General features: G+C 43.4%; 23 protein-coding genes and 1 riboswitch. Of the genes, 17 read left to right on the top strand and 6 right to left on the bottom strand.

Features of this window, described 5'->3' with window-relative positions:
• Positions 1-253: 253 nt before the first annotated feature.
• Genes SporoP33_RS06560 through SporoP33_RS06550 form a run of 3 tightly spaced genes read right to left on the bottom strand, consistent with a single transcriptional unit; the run spans position 254 to position 3,041 of the window.
• Complete coding sequence (locus tag SporoP33_RS06560; RefSeq protein WP_081242979.1) at positions 254-1,045, bottom strand: energy-coupling factor transporter transmembrane component T family protein; 792 nt, start codon at positions 1,043-1,045, stop codon at positions 254-256.
• Positions 1,038-2,489 (bottom strand): ABC transporter ATP-binding protein, encoded by a 1,452-nt coding sequence (locus SporoP33_RS06555; protein ID WP_081242978.1) that lies wholly within the window; start codon positions 2,487-2,489, stop codon positions 1,038-1,040. Before SporoP33_RS06555 ends, SporoP33_RS06560 begins: the two co-directional genes overlap by 8 nt.
• A 21-nt stretch (positions 2,490-2,510) precedes the next feature.
• Positions 2,511-3,041, bottom strand: a complete 531-nt coding sequence (locus tag SporoP33_RS06550) for an ECF transporter S component (protein ID WP_081244778.1) — start codon at positions 3,039-3,041, stop codon at positions 2,511-2,513.
• A 119-nt stretch (positions 3,042-3,160) separates the two neighbouring features.
• A riboswitch (TPP riboswitch) is annotated at positions 3,161-3,272 on the bottom strand.
• A 189-nt stretch (positions 3,273-3,461) separates the two neighbouring features.
• Here SporoP33_RS06550 and SporoP33_RS06545 point away from each other — a divergent pair.
• The 6 genes from SporoP33_RS06545 (at position 3,462) to SporoP33_RS06520 (ending at position 9,499) form a co-directional block, all read left to right on the top strand.
• The gene (locus tag SporoP33_RS06545; protein ID WP_081242977.1) at positions 3,462-4,034 is read left to right on the top strand and encodes an exonuclease domain-containing protein; all 573 of its coding nucleotides are present in this window, start codon (positions 3,462-3,464) and stop codon (positions 4,032-4,034) included.
• A 143-nt stretch (positions 4,035-4,177) separates the two neighbouring features.
• The gene (locus tag SporoP33_RS06540; protein WP_081242976.1) at positions 4,178-5,536 is read left to right on the top strand and encodes a sensor histidine kinase; all 1,359 of its coding nucleotides are present in this window, start codon (positions 4,178-4,180) and stop codon (positions 5,534-5,536) included.
• A gap of 18 nt (positions 5,537-5,554) precedes the next feature.
• Positions 5,555-6,226 carry a response regulator transcription factor gene (locus tag SporoP33_RS06535; protein WP_081242975.1) on the top strand — a complete coding sequence of 224 codons (672 nt, stop codon included), beginning with the start codon at positions 5,555-5,557 and terminating at the stop codon, positions 6,224-6,226.
• Between the two features lie 99 nt (positions 6,227-6,325).
• Positions 6,326-7,060, top strand: coding sequence for an urease accessory protein UreH domain-containing protein (locus SporoP33_RS06530; RefSeq protein ID WP_081242974.1), 735 nt, complete (start codon positions 6,326-6,328; stop codon positions 7,058-7,060).
• 164 nt (positions 7,061-7,224) lie between these two features.
• On the top strand, positions 7,225-8,727 hold the full coding sequence (locus tag SporoP33_RS06525; protein ID WP_369821970.1) for a multicopper oxidase family protein: 1,503 nt from the start codon (positions 7,225-7,227) through the stop codon (positions 8,725-8,727).
• Positions 8,728-8,908: 181 nt separating this feature from the next.
• On the top strand, positions 8,909-9,499 hold the full coding sequence (locus SporoP33_RS06520) for a YdhK family protein (RefSeq protein WP_081244777.1): 591 nt from the start codon (positions 8,909-8,911) through the stop codon (positions 9,497-9,499).
• Positions 9,500-9,542: 43 nt separating this feature from the next.
• Here SporoP33_RS06520 and SporoP33_RS06515 read toward each other — a convergent pair whose 3' ends face one another.
• Positions 9,543-11,228, bottom strand: a complete 1,686-nt coding sequence (locus SporoP33_RS06515; protein WP_081242972.1) for a methyl-accepting chemotaxis protein — start codon at positions 11,226-11,228, stop codon at positions 9,543-9,545.
• 222 nt (positions 11,229-11,450) lie between these two features.
• Here SporoP33_RS06515 and SporoP33_RS06510 point away from each other — a divergent pair, with 222 nt between their 5' ends.
• Together SporoP33_RS06510 and SporoP33_RS06505 are read left to right on the top strand one after the other, a co-directional pair.
• Complete coding sequence (locus SporoP33_RS06510; RefSeq protein ID WP_081242971.1) at positions 11,451-12,860, top strand: SulP family inorganic anion transporter; 1,410 nt, start codon at positions 11,451-11,453, stop codon at positions 12,858-12,860.
• 12 nt (positions 12,861-12,872) lie between these two features.
• Positions 12,873-13,286, top strand: coding sequence for a universal stress protein (locus SporoP33_RS06505; protein WP_081242970.1), 414 nt, complete (start codon positions 12,873-12,875; stop codon positions 13,284-13,286).
• Positions 13,287-13,361: 75 nt separating this feature from the next.
• On the opposite strand, the gene SporoP33_RS06500 is transcribed toward SporoP33_RS06505, so the two are convergent.
• Complete coding sequence (locus tag SporoP33_RS06500) at positions 13,362-14,138, bottom strand: DUF2935 domain-containing protein (protein WP_081242969.1); 777 nt, start codon at positions 14,136-14,138, stop codon at positions 13,362-13,364.
• A 141-nt stretch (positions 14,139-14,279) separates the two neighbouring features.
• Here SporoP33_RS06500 and nadX point away from each other — a divergent pair, with 141 nt between their 5' ends.
• Positions 14,280-15,062 (top strand): aspartate dehydrogenase, encoded by a 783-nt coding sequence (nadX, locus tag SporoP33_RS06495; RefSeq protein WP_081242968.1) that lies wholly within the window; start codon positions 14,280-14,282, stop codon positions 15,060-15,062.
• A gap of 104 nt (positions 15,063-15,166) precedes the next feature.
• Here the strand turns inward: nadX and SporoP33_RS06490 are convergent, their stop codons facing one another.
• Entirely contained in the window at positions 15,167-15,448 is a 282-nt protein-coding gene (locus SporoP33_RS06490) for an amphi-Trp domain-containing protein (RefSeq protein ID WP_081242967.1), read from the bottom strand.
• A 369-nt stretch (positions 15,449-15,817) separates the two neighbouring features.
• On the opposite strand from SporoP33_RS06490, the gene SporoP33_RS06485 reads away from it, so the two are divergent.
• The 8 genes from SporoP33_RS06485 (at position 15,818) to SporoP33_RS06450 (ending at position 25,654) form a co-directional block, all read left to right on the top strand.
• Entirely contained in the window at positions 15,818-17,002 is a 1,185-nt protein-coding gene (locus tag SporoP33_RS06485) for an AAA family ATPase (RefSeq protein WP_081242966.1), read from the top strand.
• Between the two features lie 14 nt (positions 17,003-17,016).
• Positions 17,017-18,459, top strand: coding sequence for a VWA domain-containing protein (locus SporoP33_RS06480; protein ID WP_081242965.1), 1,443 nt, complete (start codon positions 17,017-17,019; stop codon positions 18,457-18,459).
• Positions 18,460-18,569: 110 nt separating this feature from the next.
• Positions 18,570-20,102, top strand: a complete 1,533-nt coding sequence (locus SporoP33_RS06475; RefSeq protein ID WP_196796911.1) for a DEAD/DEAH box helicase — start codon at positions 18,570-18,572, stop codon at positions 20,100-20,102.
• 13 nt (positions 20,103-20,115) lie between these two features.
• Positions 20,116-20,895: a YqhG family protein gene (locus SporoP33_RS06470; RefSeq protein WP_081242964.1), complete on the top strand. Its 780-nt coding sequence runs from the start codon at positions 20,116-20,118 to the stop codon at positions 20,893-20,895.
• A 104-nt stretch (positions 20,896-20,999) separates the two neighbouring features.
• Entirely contained in the window at positions 21,000-21,689 is a 690-nt protein-coding gene (locus SporoP33_RS06465; RefSeq protein WP_081242963.1) for a response regulator transcription factor, read from the top strand.
• Positions 21,686-22,690, top strand: a complete 1,005-nt coding sequence (locus SporoP33_RS06460) for a sensor histidine kinase (protein ID WP_081242962.1) — start codon at positions 21,686-21,688, stop codon at positions 22,688-22,690. Before SporoP33_RS06465 ends, SporoP33_RS06460 begins: the two co-directional genes overlap by 4 nt.
• A gap of 269 nt (positions 22,691-22,959) precedes the next feature.
• The gene (locus SporoP33_RS06455; RefSeq protein ID WP_081242961.1) at positions 22,960-23,721 is read left to right on the top strand and encodes an ABC transporter ATP-binding protein; all 762 of its coding nucleotides are present in this window, start codon (positions 22,960-22,962) and stop codon (positions 23,719-23,721) included.
• Positions 23,711-25,654: an ABC transporter permease gene (locus SporoP33_RS06450; protein ID WP_081242960.1), complete on the top strand. Its 1,944-nt coding sequence runs from the start codon at positions 23,711-23,713 to the stop codon at positions 25,652-25,654. Before SporoP33_RS06455 ends, SporoP33_RS06450 begins: the two co-directional genes overlap by 11 nt.
• Positions 25,655-25,730: the final 76 nt, after the last annotated feature.

Genomic DNA, 25,730 nt, shown 5'->3' with positions numbered 1-25,730 from the left:
GAAGCGAGGAATGTGGTTCATCGCACGCCCTCCAGCGTCCGGCTGCAGTAATTACAGAACAAGCAATATGAAGTTTATATTAATATATACGGTAAGCAAAAAACGCACAGGTGCTGATCATCTGTGCGTTTTTGCATTTTTATTGTTAATTCAAGTATAAAACATTCGCTGAACCGATTGTTTTTTGAGTTGCAATTGTACTTTATCTCCCCGTCAACTGAACCGGCTATACTAAGATAAAGGTCTGTTGTATCTAAATATAATTGGCGTCCGTTCCACTCGAGAGTGCCAATAACGCAGCGGCGGTTAGCCCAAGTGTCATGACAATCAAAAATATTGCGTCCGTCCGGCTGTATCGTGTCGGATAATAATACGTTCTGGCTGCCCCCATCTGATACTGTTTTGCTTCCATCGCCACTGCAATTCGCTGCGCGCGGCGGATACTTTGCGCAAACAAAGGGACACTGAATGACTGCAGCCGTTCATAGATCCCTTTAATTCCCCGTGAAAACCGTATATTTCGTACTCTCAGCGCATTTCTGCGAATCTGCAGTTCTTCTGTAACAGCAGGAATTAAACGGAATGATGCAATAAAGCTGTAGGCGTACTTGGACGGCAGACGGAACTGCTGCATCATAGCATAAAAAAACAGCACAGGCTGAATCGTCAGGATAAACGTAAAGCCGACAAAGCCGAATGACAGAGATTTGCTTCCCAGTAGCAGTGCGTGCTGTATACTTTCCTCAGAAATCTTGAATAATCCCCACTGCCAAAGTACAGCTTCTCCTTTACCGAATAACAGCATCGTCAGACCGGTAGATAGAAATGAAATCGCCAGCGGAATTGACAATACAGCCAGTTTCTTAATGGAATAGCCGCTGAATATATAGAACAATGCGCCGTAGAATACGGCCTGCCAAATGGCAAATGAGAGACTCTGATTAAGCAGCGTGATCAGCAGGAGCGCAAAAAACACCACAAACTTCAGTGCAGGATTGACGAGGAATAACCACGTTTGCCGTTCAGGCGTGAACCAATTAAGCATTTAGCAGACCTCCTGTAACAGCAGGGGGGTTCAATACTCCGTTTTCCACAGTCCACACGGCGGTAGCGAAGTTCTCCACGATTTCCATGTCATGTGTCACCATCAGAATCGTAATACCTTCAGTCCGCAATTTCTCCAATTTCTCCAGAATAGCAAATGTATTCCGTGCATCTTGTCCAAACGTCGGTTCATCCAGCAATACGATATCTGTTTTCGGGGTAAGCGCAGTCGCCACGCTCAAGCGGCGTTTTTGTCCGGTAGATAACTGGTAAGGATGACGTGAAGCTGTGCCAGGCAAGTTGAATAAATCGATTAAATTCCTGGCGCAGCTTGCCGCATCCTCTTTTGTCATGCCATGCAGCGAAACCGTCAGTTCTTCAGCAATCGAGTTCGTCACAAATTGCAGTTCAGGATTTTGAAAGACGAGTGATAATCCTTCTGGAAGCTGCCGTTTCTTCTTTTTCTGCACAATCGGCACACCGTTTACTTCGTAGATCCCGTCAGTTCGCAATAATTGCATAAGCGACAGAAGCAGCGTGCTCTTCCCTGAGCCGTTCTCCCCGACAATCGCAATCCAGTCACCTTCCTGAACTGTTGCATCTTCAGCGGAAATCTTTTGTACGGCACCCCGATACCCGTGGAAATCTTGGAGAAGAATTTTCTCTTGCGGCTTCACTTGACTGCGGTTTTGCATTAAGGAAAGAAAAGCTTCCGATTCCTTATATTTTTCCCATACACCGGGATACCATATGCCGTAGCGGGTCAGCTCCTCCTGATAGCCGGAAAAAATGTCGGCGGGTGATCCGTCAGCCAGAATAACGCCGTGATCATTGAATAGTACGACGCGATCGACCCAATCGGCAATCAGATCAATTTTATGTTCTACAATGAGTACTGTTTTCTCGGCAGTCGCCTCTTTAATAGAAGACCAAATTTGCTGTGTGCCTTCGGGATCCAGTAAAGCAGACGGTTCATCAAGGAATAGAACGTCCGGTTCAAGCAGTAAAACGGAAGCCAAAGCGAGCCGCTGTTTCATTCCTTGGGATAGTTCATTAATCGCTGTATGCGGATCTTCCAGCTGCAAATCTACACGTTTCAGCACTTGTTCTATGAGAGTCTTCATTTGTTCCCGCGGCACTTGCAGATTCTCCAGTACAAATGCCAATTCTTCGTCGACATACGTCATACAGAACTGCGTATCAGGATCCTGAAAGACGAACCCCCATGAATCCGGCAAACTGATAGCCTTTGACTTCATCGGCAATTCAATGGAGTTTGGAATAATACCGCTCAGCACTTGCAGCAGGGTGGATTTGCCGCAGCCGCTAGGTCCCAGCATAAGGACCTTTTCGCCCGGCTGTACGGAGAAAGACAGATCCCTGAATACCAATGATTCTTCTCCGGGAAACTTTAATCGTAAATCTGAGACGCTGATGTTACTCATAGTAGAATCCATCCTCTGCAATTACTCGTCCAGCAATGAATATTCTTTTTTATCAACTGGCCGTATTAATGAAGTTACACCTGTTGCTTCAAGAGCTTTGACAATCAGCACAGCAAAGATACCGGTAAATATAAATGCGCTGATTGCCCGCAATCCGTATTTCACAATCAATGCCCATGTTTCAAGCGCAGCGTAGCCGTAAATCAAGTCGAGTCCAAAACTGGCCAGGCAAGATGCGACTCCCGCCAGTCCAGCTGTCAAAACAGAATAGCTTCTATAGCGGAAAGCAGCAAACAGTAATTCCGCGGCAAGACCTTGCGCAAACCCGTAGATCAGCACTTCGATGCCGTGACCTGCAAAAGCAGATAATGACGCACCCGCAATACTGGCAATTAATGCGGTTCCCGGCTTTCGCAACAGTAAGAAAGCGAAAGGCCCGACCATAAACCACATGCCGTAAATCAGCTGACGCAGCACGGGCATGATCGGTTTAACGACAGTGTATAGGTCGTCCCAAAACTTCATGAGAATACCAAATACTACGCCAATCATAATCGTAATCAGTAAATCGGTAAATTTTAACTTCTTCAAGATCTTTCACTCCTTCTCATTTGTCTATACAAAAAAGCCGTCTGAAGAGCAGACGGCCGTGGAAGGAAATGATCCCTGTATATTCCATCGAACATGCTCTCTACGCTGGCATTACCCAGATCAGATAAACGGTCAGCAGCGGCTTTACCTGCAATCTCAGCCTGATTCACTCAAGCACCCGTACGGACAATTATGTAAGCAGTCCTAGTATACAATACGCCGATTTATCTCGCAACTTATGCATATAAACCAGATTGTACTGGCTGTCGTCCAGTTTAATTCGCATACAATGCGCTGAAATGCTGATATACTAATAGGATACAAATGATTCTGAACCGCGCGGGTACACGGTTTTAAATAGAGTGTAAAGGAGTTTTTTACATGACAAAACATATAGCGTTCATTGACGTAGAAACGACAGGGATGAGTGCAGAAGCAAGTGAAGTGATCGAGCTGGGCGTTATGCTCGGGGAGTATGAAGATCATCGTATAGTCAGGGTAGCTGATGAATACTGCGAGTTTCAGGAACCTTTCTATTCCATATCACCAACTATTACGAACCTGACAGGTATTACAGATCAGATGGTAAGAGGCAAGTCTTTGGATATGGATAAAATTTTGACAATACTAGACCGGGCTGACGGGATTGTCGCGCATAATGCGTCATTCGACCGGGGATTTGTCAGCCGGTTATTGCCTGAAACGCTCGACATGGACTGGTATTGCTCTGTCAGGCAAATCAAATGGAAGAACTACGGGTTTGAAAATGGCAAGCTGCAGCAGCTGTTGAGAGCGCACCGGATTCAGGTGCATAACGCCCACAGAGCGCTGGATGATGCAAAGAATCTGGCGGTTCTGCTGAATTCATCAAATCCTCATCTTACGGAGGAGACGTTCATTTCTTATTTGATGAATAAGTCGCCGATGAAGAAACCTGCAAAAACGAGGTTCTAACAATCGATCAGGATGTCCGGGAAGTTCAGAGTCGGGCATCCTTTTTCTATGGCTAAGATATGACAGCTGGCCTGTATTCCTACAAGTCCGTCTGCATAATTTTTTCATATTCTTTTCCTATACTGTATTTACGGGGTGGTTTAATGAATAAAATCTCAACAAAGCTAGCGGCTTCTTTTATTATCATTTTCTTGCTGCTTGAATCGGTATTAATGATTTATTTGCATCAAAATATTATTCACGCAAGGGTGGATGAAGAATATTCACGGCTGCTTGCGAGCGGCAGCAATCATCGTGATGTGCTGGAAGATTATTATTCCGATAAAACGATAGCACACATTGTATTAATGGAAACGGGAAAAGAAAGGGAAGTCATTATTACAGATGAGAAACGTGAAATCATCAGCAGCTCAGCTGACAGCCTAGAGAACTTTTCATCCGCTTTATCACTAATTAGCAAAAATGATGAAACAGATCGGATAGTAGTGACGGACTGGAAGAATTCACCCTTCATCGCAAGTGTCCACCCTTATAAAGCTGGCGCAGGCCAATCGGGCTATGTTGTGATGTTTCAGAGCAGCCAGCCAATTGAAATGCTGGTTCAAAAGTTAAATCTGCATTTTGGATTGGCAGGCTCAGTTAGTATCGTAATTTTATTTATTATTTACTTCATTCTGTCGAAGTTTCTTACCCGGCCGCTGATTCGCATGAAGGAAGCGACAGAAAGGCTGAGTGAAGGAAAATTTGATGTGAGTCTTCCAGGGGCAAGCAATGATGAACTGGGAGAATTATCAGCGGCTATTATGAAATTGGCAACAGATCTGGAAAAAATGAAAACGGAACGCAATGAATTTTTGGCATCTGTCTCTCATGAATTAAGCACACCGCTTACCTACTTAATCGGATATTTGAAAGTGGCGATGAGAGAAGAATTGTCTGACGGGGAGCGGAATCATTATTTGCAGATTATTGCAGAAGAATCCAATCGCATGAAGGACTTAGTCAAAGATTTGATGGAACTGGCAAAAATGGATGAAGTCACATTCACGGTAACGAGAAGCCAGTTTTCAGCACAAGAATTTATCGAGGATATGAACCGCCTCATGGCTCCGTCGTTTGACATGAAAAAAATCAGGCTGGTCATGAGCTGTAAAGAGGATTTTCAGCTAGTTGCCGATCGAATTCGATTAGAACAAATCGTACTGAATTTACTGGATAACGCATTGAAATACTCGGATGAGCAGACGACAGTCACATTGGAAATTTATCAGGAGCAGCAGCAGACGGTTTTGTCAGTAACGGATGAAGGAATGGGGATTCCATCTAATGAAATCGACAGGATCTTTGATAAGTTGTATCGTGTGGAAAAATCACGCTCAAGAGCATTTGGGGGCTCGGGATTAGGATTGGCGATTGTAAAAGAACTCGTTGAAGCACATGGCGGAACGATTACAGTAAAAAGTGAAGCAGGAAAAGGCAGTACATTCATAATTACAATCTGATGATTGGGGTGCAGGCAGATGCGAACAATTTTACTTATAGATGACGAACACAGAATGTTGGATTTACTGGAATTGTTTCTGGAACCGCAAGAGTTTCGTTGCATAAAGGCGACTAACGGGCCGGAGGGACTGGAACGATTGCAGGAAGAGCCGGTTGATTTGGTGCTGCTTGATATTATGATGCCAAATATGGATGGCTGGGAAGTTTGTACGGAAATACGCAAGTTTTCGGATGTTCCGGTGATCATGCTTACTGCCAGGACAGATAAGAACGATTTAGTGAAAGGCTTGAATACGGGGGCGGACGACTATATTACGAAGCCGTTTGATGAACGTGAACTGATCGCCAGGGTGAACGCGGTTTTGCGGCGTGCTCCGATAGAGGATTCAGGACATATTGTACATGGTGACTTTGTGTTAAACAGCGACTCGTATTCACTGCATTACAAAGATAAAAGTATCCAGCTGACGCTGAAAGAGTACTACATCATTGAAGCGCTTATCACTCAGCCGAAGCGGACGTTAACAAGGGAGCAATTAATGCATGCCGCCTGGGATTATAATACGTATACTGATATACGGACAGTGGATTCGCACATACGAAACTTGCGCGATAAATTGAAAAATGCAGAGTTTCCAAATGATGAATTCCTGAAAACTGTATGGGGGATAGGATACAAGTGGAGCTGAGCAAGGAAACAAGTATGCGGGTAGTTTGCCCGCTTGTCCGGTGATGCTGCCAGCGGGTGAAGATTCGCTGAAAGATTTATAAGGAAGGTGTCAGCTGCTTTGTATAATTTATTATCGAGTATAAGTCAACTCATTACCGAGCCGGTGAATACCTTGCTCTTAACGTTCGAAAACAGCCCGATGATTTCAGCTCTGCTCTTAGGTTTGCTCGGTGCTGCAGCGCCTTGTCAACTCACTGGAAATATGAGTGCCATTACGCTTTATGGAAATCGTTCCATTCAATTAAAAGAAAATATAGCAGAAGTTACTTCTTTTATAGCAGGGAAGGCAGCCGTTTTCAGCTTGCTCGGATTTCTTGTTTGGTGGCTGGGAGAAACATTTCAAAGCGCCTTAATCGGTTACTTCGCGTTATTCCGCAAATTCATTGGTCCGCTGATCATCGCTACTGGATTGGTTTTGCTCGGTGTCATGAAATTAGGTTTTCTAAATAAAATCACGCAATATGTTCCCGTTAAAATGAGAAACGGAAAAGCAGGTTCCTTCATGCTGGGAGTCAGCTTTTCGCTGGCATTCTGTCCGACGATGTTTGTCTTATTTTTTTTATGGTTAATGCCCTTAGCTGTGACTGCTCCGCACGGATTTATATTGCCGGCTGTTTTTGGTATTGCTACATCCATTCCGCTGCTCGCTTTATTTTTCTTCATCTGGCTAGTCGACGCAAAAAGACATGTGATGAAAAGCAGTATGAAAACGGCAAGAATAGTTCAGCGGGCAGCCGGTGTCCTATTAGTGACAATTGGCCTGCTTGATACGATTACGTATTGGGGAATGTGATACATAGTGTGGCTCGTTTTACATCAGATTCAAGTAAACCTATTCAGGAGCATACCGCAACAAAGCGTAATTGCAGACATAGATCATCGGCGTGCACAGTTTTTTCATAAGTTCTTGCTATACTGCACTTACATACAACAGATGAAGGGGATAGTTCAATGAGGATTAAAAATAAAGCTTTCGTTTTTCTTATGGGTGTACTGCTTATAAGCGGCTGCAGCAACGATACGCAGTCTAAGGATGAGACTAATCAGCATATGATGCATCAAAACAATCAAGAAATGCACGATTCTATGATGGACTCATCCCAAATGGGCCATGGACATATGAGTCATGATAATGTATTGCCGTTAAAAGACTCTTCAGGAAAGAATGAACTAAACATTCCGCCGTTACTGACAAGTGAAGCAGCGAGCGGGACAGAGTATACGGTGACGGCCCAAAAAGGTGAAGCAGAAATTTTCGATGGTATAACGACAGAGACGTTAGGATATAACGGAGATTTATTAGGACCCGTTCTTCAATTGAAAAAAGGGGAGACGGCCACCATTCACACCGCAAATAAATTGGACGAGGAGACAACATTTCATTGGCATGGCTTGGAAGTGTCCGGCGAAGCAGATGGCGGGCCCCATAAAACACTTAAACCGGATGAACAAGAAACTATACAGTTTGAAGTGACACAAGAGGCTGCTACGTTATGGTTCCATCCGCATCCGGAAGGCAAGACCGCAGAACAAGTGTACAAAGGTCTTGCAGGATTGATTTATATTGAAGACGCTAACTCGGACAAGTTAGAAATCCCTAAAGAATACGGGAAGAATGACATTCCTTTGATTTTCCAGGACCGCTTCTTTACGGAGCAGCGCCAATTAGACTATAAAACGGCAATGAACGATGACGGAACGATAGGCGATACGTTATTAGTAAATGGTACAGCAGATCCTTTCTTAACAGTAGGGAAGGAAAAAGTGCGTCTCCGCTTACTTAACGGATCAAATGCGAGGAACTACACGTTTTCATTAAATACTGGAGATTCATTCGTTCAAATCGCAACTGACGGGGGCTTCTTGAATGAGCCGGTTACATTGAACGAAGTGACACTGACGCCTTCTGAGCGGGCAGAAATAGTAGTTGATTTTTCCAAGGCAGATACATCAAAAGGTGTGTCGTTAGTTAATGAAGACGGATCCGTCCTTTTGCCGTTTGAAGTGTCAGATGAAGAAACAGAGGTTGCACAAACGTCAAAACAACTGAATGATTTTTCTGTAACAGATGAAGAAAAGAACATGCCGGTTACTAAACATATTGAACTGTTTGGCATGATGAACCATGTGGAAATTAACGGGAAAAAATTTGACCCGAATAGAATAGATTTTACCCAGCAGCAAGGTGTTACAGAGGTATGGGAAATCTACAACAAGAAAGATATGATGGGCGGAATGATTCATCCGTTCCATATTCACGGAGCACAATTTAAGGTCATTTCAAGAGACGGAGCAGAACCTGCAGAAAATGAAAGAGGCTGGAAAGACAGTATAGCCGTTCACCCCGGTGAGAAAGTGAAAATCGCGATACAGTTTAAGCATAAAGGTGTGTATATGTTCCATTGCCACATTTTAGAGCATGAGGACAACGGCATGATGGGGCAAATAGAAGTGAAGTAACGGCAGGATCATTGACAATGGGGATATGCGTGAGTCCGTAAATAAGGAGTTTTTAAGGACTTCCTGAATATATGTTTTGCCTCAATTTTCGCGGGAAGAATAAAAATAGTCCATTCATGAAAGGACTCAGTAAATTCCGGAAGATGACCGGCAAAATATAACCTAAAGGGATGAAGCGATGATGAAGAAATCTATGCTGGCAATTGGCACTTCCCTCATTCTCGTAGTAGGGGCATGCGGCGCTAATACAGCGGATGAGGAAAAACCTGCAGAAGAGCAAACACCGCAAGAAGATGTAAACACGGAAGAAGAATCACCACAAGCGGATATTGAAATGGAGCATGCGAGCGACGGGGAAGTGCCTGAAGGGCTGCAGACGGCAGAAGATCCTGCATTTCCCGTAGGCAGTAAAGCTGTTATTGAAACAGATCATATGCCGGGGATGAAAGGCGCAGAAGCAACGATTGTAGGCGCATATGATACGGTTGCATATGTCATTACGTATACGCTTGCAGATGGCGGAGAAAAAGTGAAAGATCATAAGTGGGTCGTTCACGAAGAGATAGAAGGCGCCGGGGAAGAAGTATTTGAAGACGGTGCAGAAGTGACTGTACTTGCTGATCATATGGAAGGGATGAAAGGTGCAGAAGCGGTCATTGAGTCATCTGAAGATACGACAGTCTATATGATCGACTATATGCCGACCACTGGCGGAGATGAAGTGAAGAATCACAAATGGGTCGTAGACAGTGAACTGTCTGACATAAAGTGAAATACGTAAAAGCGTCTGCGCAATGGCAGACGCTTTTGGTTTCTTATAATGTAAATTTGCGTACTAATTCATTTAATTCTTCTGCAAGGTTTGATAAATCACTGGAGTTGCCCGCGATTTCTTCCATGGCGCTGCTTGCTTGCTGGGAAGATGCGGAAGTCTGCTCCACGCCTGCTGCGGACTCTTCTGTAATCGCTGCAATTTCTTCTATTGAACCGCTCATGGATTGACTGGTTTCAGAAATCTCTTGTAGATCATCAGAAATGCTGCGAATCCGATGAACCATTTCGGTGACAGCCTCACTAATGCTGCTAAACGTCTCACCTGTGCGTTCTATCTGATTTGTACCTTCTTCTACTTGCTTGTATCCTTCTTGCAGTGAGTTCGTGACAGAACTGGATTCATTCTGGATTTGTTGGACGATACCGGTAATATTCGTTACCGATGCAGAAGACTGTTCTGCCAAAGTCCGTACTTCATCTGCTACTACAGCAAAACCTTTTCCATGCTCGCCGGCCCGCGCTGCCTCTATCGCCGCATTTAATGCCAATAAATTCGTTTGTGCGGCAATATCCTGAATGACGGAAACGAGCTGGGATATTTCTTGCGTATGCTTGTCCAGCCCTTCTACTTTAACAACAGCATCATGCACAATCTGATCAATGATTTCCATTTGTTTAGAGGAAGAGTTCATGACCTGACTGCCCGCAGCTGTCATTTCCAGCACATCACTTGATGATTGGTGAATATAAGCGCCATTCTCGTTGGCATGAATCACTTTGGATACAAACGTTTCCATCGAGGAAGATAGGCTGCTTGCGTTTGTAGCCTGTGATTCTGCGCCGTATGCTAAGTCTTCCATTGTAGTGGCAATCTGCGCAGTACCTGCTTTTACTTCGCCGGCTGATTGAGTAAGCATTTCACTTTGGGATGAAACCGTCTGGGCTACTTTATGTATTTCATCCAGCAAGCTATGTGTGTTCGCGCTCATTTCATTAGTCGATTCAATTAATTGTCCAACCTCATCTCGTAAGTTCGTTTCTAACGGTGCACTGCTTAAGTCTCCGCCGGCAATCAGCTTCATGCGCTCCATAACGAAGTGAAGAGGTCTGGAAATGGAATTGGCGGTAATAATCGCAACAGCCAGACTCAAAAGGATTACGAGAACGATGATGCTGGTAACCAGTATCAACGTATTATTTCCGCTTGAAAGCAAATTCTTCTCGATATCAATAATAATCGTTTCACGGTCTTCTGCAGCCTTTTCATAGGAAGCCATCAGCTCGCGGGCATCGTCAGTTGAAGCGAGCAAATTACGCTGTGCCAATTCTTCATTTCCACGCTCATATTCAGCAAAGACATTTTCTGTTATGTATTCTCGCCACTCCACAGTTCTTTTCATCAAATCGATCGTTTCGTCTGACGTGCCAATTCTTTTCACGGTCTCTTGATGTTTTATACTGTCTTCTGTGTATTGATCAAATACGTTTTTATAACTCGTTTCACCTGTCAGTATAAAACCGCGTGAAGCGGCAATCCGGTTCGCCATATCGAGTGCGAGCTGTTCATCTGCAATCAGTAAAGGGAGCTCTTTCTTCAAAATAGATTCAGTTGCTTTGTTATTTGCCAGCAGTGTAGAAAAAATAAACATGCCAAGTAAAATGATTAAGACAATGACGACTGAGAAACCTGTCAGTAACTTTCCTCTGATACTTTTAAATTTGCCCATCACTTATCACCTCTTCTGTCTTTTTAATAAACTAGCTACTTCTACTATACCTTTTACTTACCCAATTTTCTACAAAATAGGCGGAAAGACTAACTTTTTTGTTTGTGATATATGGGTATAGTTTCTTGATTTACAGTGGAAATAACTCTAATCTTTTATATAGGTGGTATGCTGTTAACAGCTATTTATATAATTGCTTTAACATCAAGAAAGGAGCACACTATGCAAACTATACAACAGCAATGGTTTGGGAATGTGCGTGCGGATATACTCGCAGGCATTGTCGTAGGACTGGCACTTATTCCTGAAGCATTGGCTTTTGCGTTCATCGTTGGTGTCGATCCGCGTGTGGCGCTTTATGCTTCGTTTACCATTGCCGTCATTACTGCGTTTGTAGGCGGGCGGCCAGGTCTGATTTCTGCCGCAACGGGTGCAATGGCATTGGTGCTCGTCAGCCTGATGGCGAATCACGGACTGCAATATGTACTTGCAGCCACTGTTTTAACCGGTATTATACAATTCATATTAGGGTCACTCGGTGTGGCGAATTTAATGCGCTTTATCCCGAATTCCGTCATGCTTGGATTCGTGAACGCGCTCGGTATTATGATTTTCATTACGCAATTGCCATACTTAGTCGGAGCAGGGACGATGACGTATCTATTCGCCATCGCCACACTGATAGTTGTGTATACGGTGCCGCGTTTTTTCACGGCAATCCCCGCACCGCTGATTGCCATTGTTGTCATGACGGCGATTGCACTACTCAGTGGTGTGAAGCTGCAGGCTATCGGTGACTTAGGGACGATGCCGCATTCATTGCCGACATTTTTCCTGCCGGATATTCCATTGAACTTTGAGACGCTGAAAATTATTCTGCCGTACGCTTTGGCGCTGTCGATTGTCGGTTTGCTCGAATCGCTGCTCACTTCTCAAGTACTTGATGATATGACAGATACGCCCAGCAATAAAAACCGTGAAGCCAGAGGACAGGGCATCGCCAATTTCATTACAGGATTTTTTGGCGGTATGGCAGGATGTGCGTTAATCGGCCAATCCGTAATCAATATTAAATCGGGCGGGAGAGGACGTTTATCTACTTTGACTGCCGGTGCGTTTTTGATGTTCTTGATTATTGTATTGGGGGATTTGGTCATCAAAATTCCTATGCCGGTTCTTGCGGGAGTCATGGTGATGGTTGCGATGACGACATTTAACTGGGGGTCATTCAAGTTTTTAAGGCAAGCGCCGCGCTCTGAGTCTGCAGTGATGCTCGTCACGGTTGCGGTTATTTTATATACGCATAATCTGGCGATCGGTGTAGTCATAGGTGTCGTCTTGAGTGCTTTATTCTTCGTCGCGAAGATTTCGCGCGTGACCGTAGTGAATGAAGCAGGAGTGTATAAAATTATTGGCCCGCTGTTCTTTGCTTCTACGACGAAGTTTATTCAGTCGTTTGATCAGGTAAAGGGAGAGCAGATTATTATTGATTTTGAAAATAGCCAGCTGTGGGATGAATCGGCAGTCGGCGCCATCTTGAAAGTTGTGCAAAAGCTGGAAAGCAAAGGTGTAGCCGTTACAATTCAAGGGTTGAATTCGTCGAGTGAACAACTATATGAAAAGTTACTCTGAGGGGGAACCGATATGAAGATTGCGGTGGCAATTGACGGATCAGAAAATGCGGTACGTGCTGCTGAACATGCGATTATGCTGGCGGAGTACTTGCCAAGAGTGCAGCTGGAGATCATTTATGTACAGGATTACAGCAAGGCGAAGGATGAAAGACTTTTGTCGCAAAGTCCTGAAAGTCTGTCACTGAAACGGGAACAGAAGATGCATCCAATTTTAGCGCTTGCACGTGAAGCCGCTGTCGATGCGAAAGTTATTATGCTCAAAGGCAACCCGAGTCAGGAAATCATAAACTATGTCAATGAAAAGAAGATTGATAAACTGGTCATCGGCAGCCGCGGTCTGAATGCTTTTCAGGAAATGGTGCTGGGCAGTGTGAGCCATAAAGTCATGAAGCATGTAAAGTGTCCGGTGACAATTGTGAAATAGAAAAAGATTGCCCGCGTCTGAACTGCGCTGGCAATCTTTTTTGAATACGGCGAGCATGTCGCCGTATTCATAGTATTAGTTTACGATCTGGTCTTCTAAGTTTCTCCACAGGTGATGTGCTTCACGCGCAATATGCTCCAATAAATCAGGCGGTGCAGTCGTAACCGCTGCACAATTTTTAATGAGCTCACTTAATTCCAATTTAAAGGCTTCGAGCGCTTTGGCTTCTTTTATTACCATCTGATTGAACGTATTCAAAACCGGTGAAACTTCATTGCGCGGTCTGCGGATAATGGTTTTCAAAGATTGTGCCTGTAACAGGAGATTTTCAAACTTTCTCGTCATTGCACGCACTTGGTCATGCAGTTCGTAGTTAGAAGCATCTACATAGTGACTGATGAATATCAAATGATCGACCATTTGGCGAAGCCAGAAATTACTTTCATGAATCGTGGCGTCAGCTGGCGTAATATAGGAATTCGTTTCAATCAGTTTGAATACTTTCTCCGCTTCTTCCGCTTCTCTGATCATATGGTCGAGAAGTGAAGTAGGTGTGGAGATGATGACATCGCAATGCAGTGCCCGATCCATAGTATGAAGAAGTAAATCTCTAAACTCTTTCGTGGAGCTTTTTGCTTCATCGATGATTAAGCCAATATCCCCCGTTTTAGATTCAGTCTTTTTAAAGATTTTCCCCATGCGATCTACCATTTGCTGATTGGCACGGGCTAGCTCCAGCTCATGGTGACTGATTTCACGGTCAAAAAACTCCCCGTGCTCAAAGTTATTGCGCACCCAAAAATCAATAATTCCGTACGTATCGCGCTCATAATTATCCGTGTACCCTGTCATCAGCAGATTCCTCCTGTTTTTTGCTGCAATCAATACCATCCTATTCATTTATAGTGTTGTTTATGTCTTGGAAGGGTATCTTGCTAGTAAGCCTTCGATTTCTTGAAAATATGTATATACTTAAGGGAGAGGTGTTGTAAAGTGAAAATCGGTATAATCGGAACCGGTAATATTGCGCAGTATTTATTGGAAAGTATTAATAAAAATAAAAAGGTAGATGGCAAGATTATCTCTATATTCGGAAGAAATCAGAAAGTGGGGCCGCGTCTGGAAACGCAATATGGGCCCGCATTTTATACGGACTTTCAAGAATTCATTCAGTCTCCTGTCGATCTGGTTGTGGAAGCGGCGACAATAGATGTTGCTGTGGAGCATATGGAGGAAGTTTTGAAGAACAAAAAAGATCTGATACTCAGCAGTATCGGAGCGTTCAAAGACACGAATTTTTTGAAAAAGATGAAAGAAGAGGCACATAGGCATAATCAGCACATTTATCTGCCGTCGGGTGCAGTGGGCGGACTGGATCTTCTGCAATCAGCGAATGCATTGGGCGGTTTGAAGGAAGTAAGTATTACAACGAGAAAATCCTACCAGTCATTAGGGCTTGAAGTGAAACGTACAGAGGACTGTATGTTTGACGGTTTTGCGCTGGAGGCGATTGATAAGTTTCCTAAAAACGTCAACGTAGCATTATTATTATCAATTGCAGGTTTAGGAGCGGAACAGACAAAAGTACGTGTCATCGCGGACCCGAACATTCAGCGAAATACGCATACCATTGAAGCAAGCGGCGATTTCGGCACAATGAACCTGACTATAGAAAATGAGCCAATGCCGAATAATCCGAAAACTAGTTATCTCGCCGCATTAAGCATACTGGCTACTTTGCAGAACAGGGGAAGCGCCATTACGGTCGGAAGCTGAATCATGAATGATTACGGCAAAAGATGAAAACATTCTGCTGCAAAGCCGCACTGGCAATTCATTTAATGAATTGCCAGTGCGGCTGTTTCTGTTTGCTGAGAGACTCAACTAATTGAAATGCCTGCGTCCTTTTCATTGTCGCCGTCGCGCCACTCCAGCTCGACTTCCAGCTTGTTCTTATCCAGCTGTTTTTCCAGCTTGATTTCTAGCACTACTGATGAAGCAGGTGTCACTTCATGTGTTTGTCCATTATGGGTCAAAGTAAAGGTGCCTTCTTCCCTCAATTTCTTAGCCATCGTCTCAAGAAATTCAGCTGCATTCACCAATGATGTCTTTTCTTCATGATCAACTAACACTGTTTTTTCATTTTTAGTACTTCCTGTCATGTCTGATCCACCTCCTGTAACAGATTCTAATATGGCAATTATACCATATAAAACAAAGCCTTAATTCCAAGGATGACTATGCGCGTGTATAAATTTTGTATAATGTTATGTTCATTTTTATTCTTTTGAAAAATATTCAGCGATAGGAGTTGGCATGGAGTAAAAAGGGTAATGGTAGTAGAAGAGATGTATTCAGGAGAGAGAAACACTATATTTCAAGCTTATGTAAAAGGTTATACAAGAATACAGAGACATGATACAAAACGTCCTGCAGAAATTAATGAAAAGAGGTTAAAATCAGCGCGTTACAGTCACACTGTTACATAAAAGGATGAACTGATGAACACTACAAATTGAGGTGATGCACATATGGAGAATACACTACAGAAATTGTATGAAATAAAACGCGCATTAAACGGAAAGTTTTTTGAGCGGGAAAGCGAAGTGGAAGGGATTTTGGTCGCGCTTCTTTCCAAGCAGCATATGCTGATGATCGGTCCAGCGGGCACTGCAAAATCAGCACTGTCAGTAGAATTGGCCAAAATTGTGGAGGGAACATCGTATTTTCAATGGCTGCTGACCAGATTCAGTACCCCCGAGGAAGTATTTGGTCCGCTGTCGTTAAAAGATTTAGAAAAAGGTGTGTATAAACGTAATACTGCCGCGAAAATGCCTGAAGCGCATCTCGTGTTTTTAGACGAAATTTTTAAAGCGAACTCCGCGATTCTGAACAGTCTGCTGACACTGATTAATGAAAGGCTGTTCTATAACGATGGCTCTCCCGTCGAAGTGCCGTTAATGTCTGTTATTGGTGCGTCTAACGAATATCCAGAGGAAGGAGAAGGCCTAGAAGCGTTATTCGACCGGTTCCTCCTGCGTTTTGAGATTAATTTTATTGCGGATGAATCGAACTTTGTCTCGATGATGAAAGACGAAGGCGAAGACGTAGAAACACCGACTATGCAGTTGGAAGAACTGCAGCAATTACAGACCATGACCGAAAACGTGAAAATTTCTGATGAAGTATATGAAACGTTATCCACGATTCGCAGAGAACTTCTGGACGAAGGGATTCAGCCGTCCGACCGCCGGTTCAAGCAATCACTGTGCGTTCTCCAGGCAAAAGCTTTAATCGAACAAAGGGAAAGCGTTCAAGTCAATGATATTGCGATTTTAAAACATGCTCTGTGGGAAACGCTAGATCAAAAAGAAACAGTCTCGAACATCATTGGCCGGCATTCGCAAGATGAAGTGGGACGAAGACTTTCAGCTATTGAAAACGAAGCAAATGAAATATATGACTCAGCAGTGCGCGATCAGTCAGCTGAAGCAGGTATGGAAGCTATACAGAAAATGAATGCACTGACAGCGGAACTGCGTACATTAAACGACAGAAATTCAAGCCGTATGGATGAAATTGGAACACTGCAGAGCCAAATAACCGCATTAAAAAATGAAGTGGAAAGCAGCAGATTAGATACTGCCTACTATGGCCATACTTCCGGCAAGAAGAACGAAAATGACGGACAGCATGGAGTCTTTTTCAGAATGTGAAAGGAGCGATTTCTATGAAAAGAAGTAAAATCGTAAGAGATCATCGCTCCGTACTGAATACAGACGCATTTGATAAACGCCGGTTTAAAGAGCTGTTCGGAATGTCGGACGGTTTGCAGAAGGTAAGAGACGAAGGGCAATTGCCGACTGCAGAAGCGCTGCTTGGTGATATTTGGGCGGCACTGTATAAAATGAAACCGCGAATTGTGGCAGGCGGCATTCATCCGGCACTAAAAGCAAACCAGACGATTTTAAAGAAAATAATGAAAGATGAACACTTTGAGGAATATAGAAATTTCACCCGGCTGGATGATCTGGCAGCGACCGTATGTACAGTGAAGTTTGGTGAGAAAATAAACGCGTGGCTTGCGGACGCGAAAGCGCTGGATGAGGAACTGCTGGAGAAGATGGAGGCTGTTGAAGCGCTCCAGGATAATGTGCCGATAGAGCAGGCAACCCCGGAAGGTATGGATGAAATAGATGAGCCGGTTCAGGAACTGGCAGAAGCATCCGATAAATTGAATGACAAACTTGAATTGACGCTTGAAACGAGTGGAGAGCGTTTTTTGCAGGCGATGGATGAAGCGGTAGAAGAAACAATTAAAGTAAAAGACAGCCTGATTTCTTTAATGGGCGGGAGCAGCGCCGGTAAAGGGGATGCGGATCTGAAAAAGGTGCCGCTGCGCGAACAGCTGGCTGTTGCTGATCAATTGGCAACAAACCCGAAGATGCAAGAAATTGCGGAATGGGCAGGCCGGTTCAAAGAAGTGGCGAGCAAAAAGCAAAAAACGAATTATGCAGAATCCATGGAAAGGCGAGGTGTGACGACCGGAAATGAAATAGAACGATTATTGCCCATAGAATTAGGGCTGTATACGCACGATGCAACGAAAAAAGACTTCTTGCGGCGTTTTGCTGAAGAAGAGACGATGCAGTACGACCAGAGAAAACGCGAAGAGCTTGGTAAAGGTCCCATTGTCTTTTGTCTCGACCAGTCCGGAAGTATGAAACTGCTTGATAATCAGTCGAAAGGATTTATCTTAGCGCTTCTGTCCATAGCGAAAAAACAGCGCCGAGATTTATGTGTGCTGTTATTTTCTACGACCGTGCAGCAAGAAACATTTGTCAAAGGCAAGATCACTTCCAGTGAACTCGCACGGCTTGCCCGCACATATTTAGGCGGCGGCACGGACTTCACTCTGTCGCTGAAGGAAGCACTAAAAGTCATCGGTGGCAGTACATTCAAAAATGCGGATGTAATTTTCGTTACAGACGGAGAAGACGAGATCAGTAACAGCTTCCTGAAGGAATTTAATGAAATGAAAAAACAAAAGAAATTCAACGTACTGTCGCTTATACTGGGCAAGGATACGAAAATCGCAGAATCATTTTCAGACCGCGTACTGCATGTAACAGATTTTGACGAGGAAGGCAGTTTTACAGCATTTGAAATATAATGGACCGATAATGGAAACCCTCTAATTGCAGAGGGTTTTTTGCGTTATTCATAAGTCTGTCTTTTTGGGACATTCTAATGAAAACATTATGGCTGATTGAGGTGATGCAAATGCTGATTGAAAGATCGTCTTCATGGAAAGAAGGATTTATTGAGAGGCTGGAAAACAGAGAGCCTTTTGACAGCTGGAATTTATATAATATGTGCTATACCATCACGAAAAATAACTTAATTACTAATTTTACAGGATTGCAGTCGCTCGCTTATCTGCCGAACGTTAAACCGTTAGCGCATCAAATAGAAGCGGCTGAACGTGTGATCGAGGAAATGAACGGCAAAGCAATTTTAGCGGATGAAGTGGGACTTGGTAAAACAATTGAAGCAGGACTGATTATCAAAGAGTACTTGCTCCGCGGACTTGTGAAGAAAGTTCTCATTCTGGTGCCGGCTTCTCTTGTCAATCAGTGGGTGGAGGAGCTGTATACAAAATTCCATATCCCCGCACTGCTGTACAAAAAGAACTATGAGCTCGATTATGTGGATGTAGTCGTCATGAGCTTGGATACAGCCAAGCGCAGTCCGCATAAGGAAAAAATCTATGCGCAAGATTATGACTTAATCATTGTGGATGAAGCCCATAAATTAAAGAATCATCAAACGATCAGTTATGAATTTGTGCAAAGTCTAAAAAAGAAATTTTGCCTGCTGCTGACTGCAACGCCCATCCAGAACGATATTTTTGAATTATTCTATTTGGTGTCATTGCTTAAGCAGGGGCATCTCGGTAATTTTGAATCGTTTTCTGCTATATTTTCAGCGAAAAATCGGGATGAAGAACGGGATGAGTATTTAAAGGAGCTGGTGAGTCAGGTTATGGTGCGCAACAGGCGGCAAGATACCGGCATTGAATGGTCTGCGCGTCAGGTACAATCCATCCCTGTAGAATTCACAGCCGATGAAAGACAAGTGTATACGGCTTTATCCCAATTAAAAGAGATTTCACCCGTATTTGCGGATGCGTTTACGACGATGACTGTACAAAGGGAAATGTGCAGCAGTCCGGATGCAGTGATTGGCACATTGATGAACTTGCTGGCCGAGTGCACGAAGCCGGAAGAAGTCAGCAGGGTAAATCAAGTGATCGAGCAGCTGGAAAGACTGCCAGTGCATTCCAAAGCTAAAATGACAGCAGACTTAATTGCGAAAGCGAACGACAAAGTGATTATATTTGCAGAATATCGGATGACACAGCTGTATTTGAGTGACTATTTATATGCAAAGGGAATCTCGAACGTCATATTCAACGGCAAATTGAGTAAAAGCAGCCGTGAATGGATTAAACATCTCTTTAAGCAGCAGGCGCAGGTGCTCATCGCGACAGAGTCCGGTGCGGAAGGGATTAACCTGCAGTTTTGCCATCACGTGATCAATTATGACTTGCCGTGGAATCCGATGAAATTGGAACAGCGGATCGGCCGGGTTCACCGGTTAGGTCAGGAGCATGATGTGCAAATTTATAACTTGGCAGTAGAAGGAACGATTGATGATCATATCCTGAAAGTGCTGCAAGGAAAAATCGATACATTTGAACAGGTGGTAGGGGAGCTGGACAATATTTTAGCGATGAAGGAACAATCTATATGAGGGAGGCGGATTCATGCACGCACAAGAGATCCATACTTTTCTCCATCAGTTTTTTAAAGAAAATCACTGTGAAGTACTCCATGGAAATGAACATTATCTCACCGTACAGCTGACAATTGACATGGATAAAAAGATTATGAACCGGCCGTTTTATTGGCGGTATGTGGAAAGTGTCAACGAAACACCGAATCCCGCACAGCTTACACTGATTACAGACATGCAACATTTGAACAGCGGGATAAAAGGCGAGGCAATCCATCTCGGTTCACCGCGTCTGCATCAGTTATTTCGGGTGACAAAGGAAATGGGCCGGTATGTGAAAATGTATGAGCGGATTTCGGACGCACACATTCAAGTGATTCTTACGCCTTGGATCGGTGTAAATTATAAAGTATCGTTTATTAGCCATCAGACGAAAGAAATGTTGTATTCAATCGGCATGAACTTGATGACAGGCGCCGTGATGAACGGATTTCATGAGACTCTATGCACTCGTCAATTCTCACCAGAACCGTCTGAACAAGTATTTCATTTGCCTTATATCATCACACCTGCCCGCGGAATCGACCGTTTGGATCAAGTGATAGATCAAATCATTGAAGGCGAAGACCAGTCATGGATTGCAGAAGCAGAAAAGCGCTGGAAAAGAGATCAGGCGGTATTGGATTATTTCTATGAGGGACAAGAGCAGAAGCCTGAATACTATGATGTGGAGAAACAAGCTATGGAAGAGCGGTTTAAGCCGCGAATTACAGTGGACATAGTAAGCGGAGGATTATTTTATTTGAAATGAAAATAGCAGCGGGCGAATGAAGGTTGCCTTCATTCGCCCGCTGTTTTGATTTTGTCTTCAGATAGGATACACTAAAAGCACTGAAGAAAAGTGTGGTGAGTCCGTTGTTTACGATTATGCTGATAGAAGATGATCAAACCTTATTTGCCGAAATAAAAGAACGCCTGACGCAATGGTCTTACCGAACGGAAGGAGTTAAAGACTTCCGTAATGTATTGCAGGAGTTTATGGAACTCAAGCCGGATCTGGTGATTATAGATATCCAATTGCCAAAGTATGATGGCTTTCATTGGTGCCGGATGATCCGCGCGCATTCCAACGTGCCAATTATTTTTCTGTCCTCGCGTGATCACCCGACGGATATGGTGATGTCGATGCAGCTTGGAGCTGATGACTTCGTTCAAAAACCTTTTCATTTCGATGTGCTGATAGCGAAAATCCAGGCGATATTGCGCCGTGTCTATAATTACAACATCGAACAGATATTGGAAGTGAAGTCCTGGTGCGGTGCGGCAGTGGATTTTGTTAAAGGGACACTGACGAATGAGAACGGAACGATTGAGCTGACCAAAAATGAAATTTATATATTGAAAGTCCTGATTGAGAAGAAGAATGAAATTGTGACGAGAGAAGAAATCATCACCAAACTGTGGGATGATGAACGATTTGTCAGCGATAATACGCTTACTGTCAACGTCAATCGACTGCGTAAACGCATTGCGGAAATTGGACTGACTGATGTGATTGAGACAAAGATAGGACAAGGTTATATGGCAAAGGAAGAAATGCTATGAAGCAGCTATTTCTGAAAGAACGGGCTGCATGGATTGTATTCTTTCTGTTTTTGCAGCTGCTGGCTTTGGCGGTAGGGTATATGGACACTGGCATTACATTTACATCTGCTGCTTATATAGTATTTCTATCCTGTTTGTCTTTCTTGCTGTTTTTGATTATGCGGTACACGAAAGAAACCCGGTTTTATAAGGAGCTGAACACGCTCGACTCGTCATTTGACCTAACTATGCTGCCGGAAGCCGACAGCCCTTTTGAACATATCGCCTCCGAACGAATTTCAGAACAAAATCAGTTGTTTACACAGCGGCTGGAAGTATTGCAAAGCAGCGTTGAGCAGGAGAAAGACGATATTCTGAACTGGATCCACGAAGTAAAGACGCCGCTGACAACAATGCAGTTGATGATCGAACGAATAGAAGATGCTGCTCTTCGTTCACAGCTGATGTATGAATGGCTTCGTATTCATTTATTACTCGATCAGCAATTGCATCAAAAACGTATTCCATTTATCCAAAATGATTTATATATCGAAAAAATAGATTTGCAGAAGGTGCTGTTTCAAGAGATTAAGTCATTGAGGCAATGGTGTATGCAAAAGAATATCGGATTTGAAGTGTCGCTGGAAACGGACACGGTGCTGACTGATGCCAAATGGCTTGGCTTCATGATCAGACAGCTTCTGACGAATGCAGTAAAATACAGTCATTCATCAGACATTCGCATTCGGAGTACGTCAGCCGAGGACGTTACGAAGTTATCTATAAAGGATTTCGGAAAGGGGATCCATTCAAAAGACCTGTCTAGAATTTTTGACAAAGGGTTTACAGGAACAGCGGACCACGGAGATCACGCCGCTACAGGAATGGGCCTGTATTTGGCAAAACAAGTGGGAGAATCACTGCTGATCGACATACAAGTCGAATCAGAGCCAGGAGAAGGAACGCGATTTACATTGACCTTCCCGAAAGAAAATGAATGGATTCGCATGATAAATGCATAGGGGGAATGAAAGGTAAGCATGTAAAGTAAATCATACGCTGACGGCAATGTTGTCATTGAACTTATTTTCAGCCTAAGTGCGGACAGGCAGTTCACTGCGTCTCCTTTGAAGTGTAAATCTTCACCCAAGAGTCCTTGGCAGCCTCTCTGCTAATCTTCCCGACTTACAGCATGTGACGATACTGTCACATGCTTTTTCAAATTGTCATCTCAAAGACAGGAGAAAAGTTCTTGGGTTGATTAAGATAGAACTAACAAGGAGTGATGGACATGGTAATTTTGCAAGCAACGAAAATATATAAAACATACGGCAATAAATTTAATAAGCAAGAAGTACTCAGCGCATTAGACCTTCAAGTGAATAAAGGTGAATTTATCAGCATTATGGGTGCATCCGGCTCTGGAAAAACGACGCTGCTAAACGTCCTTTCTACCATTGACCGCGTGAGTCAGGGAACCATCAGCATTGAAGGGCAAAATCTCAGCCAAATGAAAGAAAAGCAAATGGCGGAATTTCGTAAACATCATTTGGGTTTTATCTTCCAAGACTATAATTTGCTGGATACTTTAACGGTGAAGGAGAATATTCTGCTGCCGTTATCAGTGCAAAAAATAGCTAAAAAAATAGCTGATGAAAAGTTTCATGCAGTAGCAGAAGAACTCGGGATAGTGGATATTGCTGACAAATACCCGAACGAAATTTCAGGCGGGCAAAAGCAGAGAACTTCTGCTGCGCGTGCGTTTATGCACGATCCAAGCATCATCTTTGCGGATGAACCGACGGGGGCTCTTGATTCGAAAGCTGCATCGGATTTGCTCAATAAACTGAGTGCCTTACATGCAAATCGTAATACTTCTATTGTTATGGTTACACATGACCCTTTGGCAGCGAGTTTCAGTGAGCGTGCAGTGTTTATTAAAGACGGGCAGATTTATACACATCTGTATAAAGGAGATCAGACCCGCAACGAGTTTTTCAATGACATTATCAAAACGCAAGGTGTACTGGGCGGTGTGAAGAATGACGCTTAACCAGCTGATATTTCGTAATCTCAAGAAAAATCTTAAGCATTATTATGTGTATATCTTTGCACTGGTTTTCAGTGTGGGACTATACTTTTCGTTTGTGACACTGCAATTCGATCCTGCATTGGATGATGTGAATGGCGGGGTGAAAGGTGCTGCAGCTATTAAATCAGGATCGGTTTTACTGATAGTTATTGTGTCAGTGTTCTTGCTGTATGCCAACAACTTATTTATAAAAAGGCGCAGCAAGGAAATTGGGTTGTTTCAATTAATCGGTATGACGAAAGGAACTGTTTTTCGTATTCTGAGTGTCGAGAACTTTGTATTATATATCGGCTCATTGTTTATTGGAATTTTCCTCGGATTTTCGATGTCTCGATTACTAATGATCATTCTCTTTAACGTAATGGGTGTAACAGATGTAGCGGCGCTGCGTTTTTCCTCGGAGGCATTGCTGCAGACACTGGTAGTATTTGCGGCAATTTATCTATTAATTTTGATCATGAATGCAATATTCATCAAACGCCAAAGTATCTTATCGCTGTTCCGTGCAACATCTGTTACGCAGCAGCGGGTGCAAAAGGTGACGAAATTTCAAGCAGTCATTGGCGTGTTTGGCATCTTGCTTATTTTGTTTGGCTATTATTTATCAACCAAGCTGTTCAGCGGTGAAATTCTGGGCAATTATCTATTCTTGACAATGATCGTCATACTGGCATCTGTGATTATCGGGACCTATTTATTTTACAAAGGATCGGTAAGTTTCATCTTTAATCTGATCCGTAAACGTAAAGGCGGGTATCTGAATGTTCGTGATGTCTTATCTCTTTCTTCGATTATGTTCCGGATGAAATCCAATTCATTCCTGTTAATGATCATTACCACATTGTCTGCATTATCAATTGCGCTGCTGTCGTTAAGTTATATCTCCTATTACTCTGTGGAAAAAACAGTGGAGCAGACAATCCCTGCTGACTTTACTATTCCGAATACTGAGCGTGCGATGGAATTTATGCAGGCATTGGAAGAGGAAGGTATCGCCTATACAGAGACAGCGGTGGAATTATTAACATCACCAGTGGATTTGTCACAAGTAATTTCCATTACGGAAGAGGTTGCTTTAGGACAGAGTTATGCCGATACCAATATGATTGTAATCAGTGAGAAAGCAGTACCGGCAGTAAATGTAGGGGAGAACGAAGTGCGCTTTATCAATTTAGATACTTTTGCAGAAAAGTTTATGAAATTCCAAGCAGATCGTCAGGTGGTGTTTAAAGGCACAGAACACGCATATGATCTGACATTAACGGGTCTAGAGGATTTGGCTCTACTGCCAACTCGTATAACCTCCGCTTTTCCAGTTGCTGTAGTGGACGATCAACTATTCCAACGGATGCAAAAAGATAAAGATACTTCCTTCACATCGGAATTCACGGAGTATTACGGGGTGGATATCGATGACAAAAACGAGGTTGAGAACGCCAATACGATTTTTAATAAGCTGGAAATCAATATATGGGCAGGGCATGAATCGAAATATGAAGAGCAAAGTAATCAGAAACAAAGCGTAGGCATGGTGATGTTCGTCGTGGGATTCCTGGGGCTCGCATTCCTCATCACATCCGGTTGTATTCTCTACTTCAAGCAAATGGATGAAAGTGAAGATGAAAAATCAAATTACACGATTCTAAGGAAACTTGGATTTACACAATCTGATTTACTAAAAGGAATTCAGAGGAAACAGTTGTTCAACTTTGGTATCCCATTAGCCGCAGGTTTATGCCACAGCTATTTTGCTGTAAAATCTGGCTGGTTCCTATTTGGTGCTGAAATGGTGACACCAATGATTATCGTTATGCTGATCTACACGGCTTTGTACTCGATATTTGGCTTGCTGTCAGTGTTGAATTATAAGCGTGTGATTAAAGAATCTTTATAAAACAGCACCCCCTGACACATCGATGTCAGGGGGTGCTGTCGTTTAGAGAATCTGCATAGGCGGGTACAGTGAATCG

Source organism: Sporosarcina sp. P33 (assembly GCF_002077155.1).
Taxonomy (GTDB): Bacteria; Bacillota; Bacilli; order Bacillales_A; family Planococcaceae; genus Sporosarcina.
The sequence above is the reverse complement of the archived record's forward strand: the minus strand, read 5'-3'. Positions and strand labels throughout refer to the sequence as shown.